General features: G+C 72.5%; 4 protein-coding genes and 1 pseudogene. All 5 read left to right on the forward strand.

Translation table 11 applies throughout. The features are described from left to right. Positions 1–708, forward strand: a 708-nt coding sequence (locus AC1DUQ_RS19390; RefSeq protein ID WP_477074390.1) for an ABC transporter permease, incomplete at its 5' end; no start/stop codon positions are given. Between the two features lie 79 nt (positions 709–787). Continuing rightward, positions 788–1,432, forward strand: a complete 645-nt coding sequence (locus tag AC1DUQ_RS19395) for a GNAT family N-acetyltransferase (protein WP_477060990.1) — start codon at positions 788–790, stop codon at positions 1,430–1,432. Positions 1,433–1,443: 11 nt separating this feature from the next. Beyond that, positions 1,444–1,854, forward strand: a complete 411-nt coding sequence (locus AC1DUQ_RS19400; RefSeq protein WP_477060989.1) for a DUF6157 family protein — start codon at positions 1,444–1,446, stop codon at positions 1,852–1,854. A 122-nt stretch (positions 1,855–1,976) separates the two neighbouring features. After that, positions 1,977–2,786: a nucleotidyltransferase domain-containing protein gene (locus tag AC1DUQ_RS19405; protein ID WP_477060988.1), complete on the forward strand. Its 810-nt coding sequence runs from the start codon at positions 1,977–1,979 to the stop codon at positions 2,784–2,786. A gap of 34 nt (positions 2,787–2,820) precedes the next feature. Next, positions 2,821–3,521, forward strand: a pseudogene (locus tag AC1DUQ_RS19410) (bifunctional 3'-5' exonuclease/DNA polymerase); the annotation flags it as partial.

Genomic DNA, 3,521 nt, shown 5'->3' on the forward strand with positions numbered 1-3,521 from the left:
GCGCTGGAGCCCGAGCCTGAGCAGGACGGCGCACAGATCGTCGCCGGCTTCGTCGCCGGGATCCTGCTGTTCATCTCGCTCATGACCGCCGGGCAGCTGGTGGCGCAGGGGGTCGTCGAGGAGAAGGCCTCGCGCGTCGTGGAGCTGCTGCTGGCGACCGTGCGGCCGTGGCAGCTGATGGCCGGCAAGGTGCTGGGCATCGGGGTCATCGGGCTCATCCAGGTGGTGCTCGTCGTCGGCGCGGGGTCCGGGACCGCGGTGGCCCTCGGCCTCGTCGACACCAGCTCGATCGACCTGGGCGCGACCGCGCTGTGGGTGGTGATCTGGTTCGTCATCGGCTTCACCATGTACGCGCTCGCGCTCGGTGCGCTGGCGGCGCTGGTGTCGCGGCAGGAGGACGTCGGCTCGGTGACCGCGCCGGTGCTGACCCTGATGATGATCCCGTACCTCATCGGCGTGAGCATCGCGCCCTGGGACCCGACGAACCCGCTGGTCATCTGGCTGTCGTACGTCCCGTTCTGCGCGCCCCTGCTCATGCCGATGCGGATCGCGCTGGGCGAGGTCGAGGTGTGGGAGGTCGCGCTGGCCCTCGGGCTGTCGCTCGCCGTGATCCCCGTGCTCGTCTGGCTGGCCGGACGGATCTACTCGCGTGCGGTGCTGCGCAGCGGCGGGCGGATCAAGCTCAAGGACGCACTGACAGGGTCGTAAGCGTTTGCGCAGGTCACGCCATTTGTCCATCACCCGTTGGGGTTGCATCTGGACGCATGTCCCGTAGAGGATGCGCGACATGTCCGGATCCCCGCCTGATGTCGTCGAGCCGCTGCACCCGTCCGGCATCGCCGAGGCCGCGACCGTGCTGGCCGCGGCGCTGGCCGACGACCCCGGCTTCGTGCACCTGTTCCCCGTCCGCGCCCGCCGCGAGCGGGAGCTGCGGGCGCTGTACCGGATGACCCTGTCGGACTCCGTGCGGCACGGGCACGCGTTCGTGACCAGGCTGGACGGCGCGGTGACCGGCGCGATCGCGCTCTACCCGCCCGGCACCTACCCGATGACCCCCGCCCGCTGGTGGCGGCAGGCGCTCCGGATCGTGCGGATCGCCGTCAACACCCGCGAGCACAGCGTGGGGATCATCCGGTTCGGCGACGTCACGTCTGCCGGGGTGCCCTGCGACGCCTGGTACGTCGAGGCGCTCGGCGTCCGGCCCGACCTGCAGCGCGCCGGCCGCGGCAAGCGGCTGATGGCCACGGTCTTCGACCTGATCGACTCCGCGGCCGGCCCGTCCTACCTGGAGACCACCAAGCCCGACAACGTCGGCTACTACACCGCGCTGGGGTACTCGTCGGTGCGGGCGCGGGTGCCGCTCTCGTCGGCGTCACCGGAGGGGCCCTGGATCTTCCCCATGAGCCGGACCGCTGTCAGTCCCGCGGTCTAGCGTCTGCCCGCATGGAGAGCGTCGACTACACGTCCACCTTCCTCACGGTCGCGCCGGACACCTCTGCCGTCGCCGGCGTCGAGCCCGTGGGCTCCACCATCGCCGCGTCGACCTTCTCGCTCATCGCGTCCGCGCCGTACGCGCTGCGGTCGTCCGACGTGATCTTCCGGGTGTGGGCGGGGCGGCACGGCGTCTCGACTGACTCCCCTGACGAGTGGGCTTCCTTCTATGCGACGCCCCGCGCGTGCCTGCGGTCCAGTGACCTGGGGAAGCGGTACGGGTGGGGGATCCACGCCGATGCCGACGGGCGGTTGGCGGTGTACGCGGTGGGGTCGTCCGAGTACGGGGCGCTGGCCGCGGGGACGGCGCCGGACGGGTCGGCGGTCACCGTGCGCCCTGCGATGCGGAGCTCGCGGCGGTGAGACGGTCGTAGCGCGCGTCGCCGGATCAAGTCGCCACGCGTCGATGCCGAAGTTCCGGACGTGCTCAGGAACCGACGCAAAAGAGAGCGCGCCGACGCGTGACGACTCCCTACCCTCGCGCGATGCGCACGCTGCCCCCGTCCTTCGACGCCCCCACGGTCGACGCCATCGACGCTCTCCTCGACGAGGTCGTCCGCGTCGAGGGCGTGCGCGTGCTCGCGGCGGTCGAGAGCGGCAGCCGCGCGTGGGGCTTCCCCTCCCCCGACAGCGACTACGACTGCCGGTTCGTCTACGTCCGCAGCGCGGACGAGTACCTCAGCCCGTGGGCTCGGCGTGACGTGGTCGAGTGGGCGCCGGACGGGTTGCTCGACGTCAACGGGTGGGACCTGAAGAAGGCGGTCCAGCTGCTGCTCAAGGGCAACGCGGCGATCGTGGAGTGGCTCGGCTCACCGATGGTGTATCGGTCCGAGCCTCGGTTCGTCGGAGAGTTCCTCGCGCTTGCCGACGAGGTCGGCGACCGCGCGCTGGTCGGGCGCCACTACCTCAGCGTCGGACGGCAGCAGTGGGCGCGGTTCGTCGGCGACGGCGGGCGGATGCCGCTGAAGAAGCTGTTCTACGCGGTGCGGCCCGCACTGGCGGTGCGCTGGCTCGACGAGCGCCCGGGTGCGGCGTTCCCGCCGATGACTCTCGGCGCCCTGGCCGCGCAGACCGGTCTGACGTCGGAGCAGCACGACGCGATCGAGGAGCTCGTCGCGCTCAAGGCGGTCACCCGGGAGATGGGTGCCGGGACGGTGCCGACCGTGCTCGCGGAGCTGGTGCTCGCCGAGCTGCGCGACCGGGACTGGCTGGTCGAGCGACGCACGGACCTCGCCGCCACCCGGAAGGTCGCCGCGGAGTTCTTCCGCCACGCGGTGCGCACGTACTCGGCCTGACCAGCGGTGTCGGACGCGGCTGCGACCATGAGCCGTGTCCTTGCTGCTGCTCCTCGACGACCCGTCGCGCCCCGGCGTCGTCGAGCTGCAGTCGCTGACCGAGCAGGGCGAGCCGATCGGCTCCGTCCTCGTCGCCGCCGACGACCTCGCCTCGGTCGTCCGGGAGCGCGAGGCGGACCGGCCGCGGTGGGTCTGGGACGACACGTCGCGCCGCTATCCGCCGCTGCTGGACGCCGGCGTCCGCGTCGAGCGCTGCCACGACCTGCGGCTCTGCCACGCGATCCTGCGCCGGAGCGTGTACTCGCAGTCGTCCGCGCTGGCCGGCGCGCCGCCGGGCCCGTGGGACGGGCCGCGTGAACCGGCCCCGGTCGAAGGGAGCCTGTTCGACGACGTCGGACCGGCCGTCGCCCTCGATCCGCTCGACGAGCTCCGGCGCCAGCTCGCCGCCGTTGCGGGCGCCGACGAGCCCGGCCGCCTGCGCCTCCTGCTCGCCGCCGAGTCCACGGGTGCGCTCATCGCCGCCGAGATGCAGCACGACGGGATGCCGTGGAGCGTCGAGACGCACGACGCTCTCCTGACCGATCTCCTCGGACCGCGGCCTCGCAGCGGTCGGCCCGCCAAGCTCGAGGCCCTTGCCGACGAGGTCCGTGCCGCGCTCGGTCAGCCGTCGCTGAACCTCGACTCCCAGCCCGACCTCCTGCGCGGGCTGCGGGCGGCCGGCTGCGACGTCGAGTC

The organism is Cellulomonas sp. P4_B5_2, assembly GCF_056402235.1.

Bases quoted from the DNA above. Each gene is read 5' to 3' on its own strand.
- AC1DUQ_RS19400 (WP_477060989.1), top strand. From the start codon at position 1,444: ATGGAGAGCGTCGACTACACGTCCACCTTCCTCACGGTCGCGCCGGAC.
- AC1DUQ_RS19395 (WP_477060990.1), top strand. From the start codon at position 788: ATGTCCGGATCCCCGCCTGATGTCGTCGAGCCGCTGCACCCGTCCGGC.
- AC1DUQ_RS19405 (WP_477060988.1), top strand. From the start codon at position 1,977: ATGCGCACGCTGCCCCCGTCCTTCGACGCCCCCACGGTCGACGCCATC.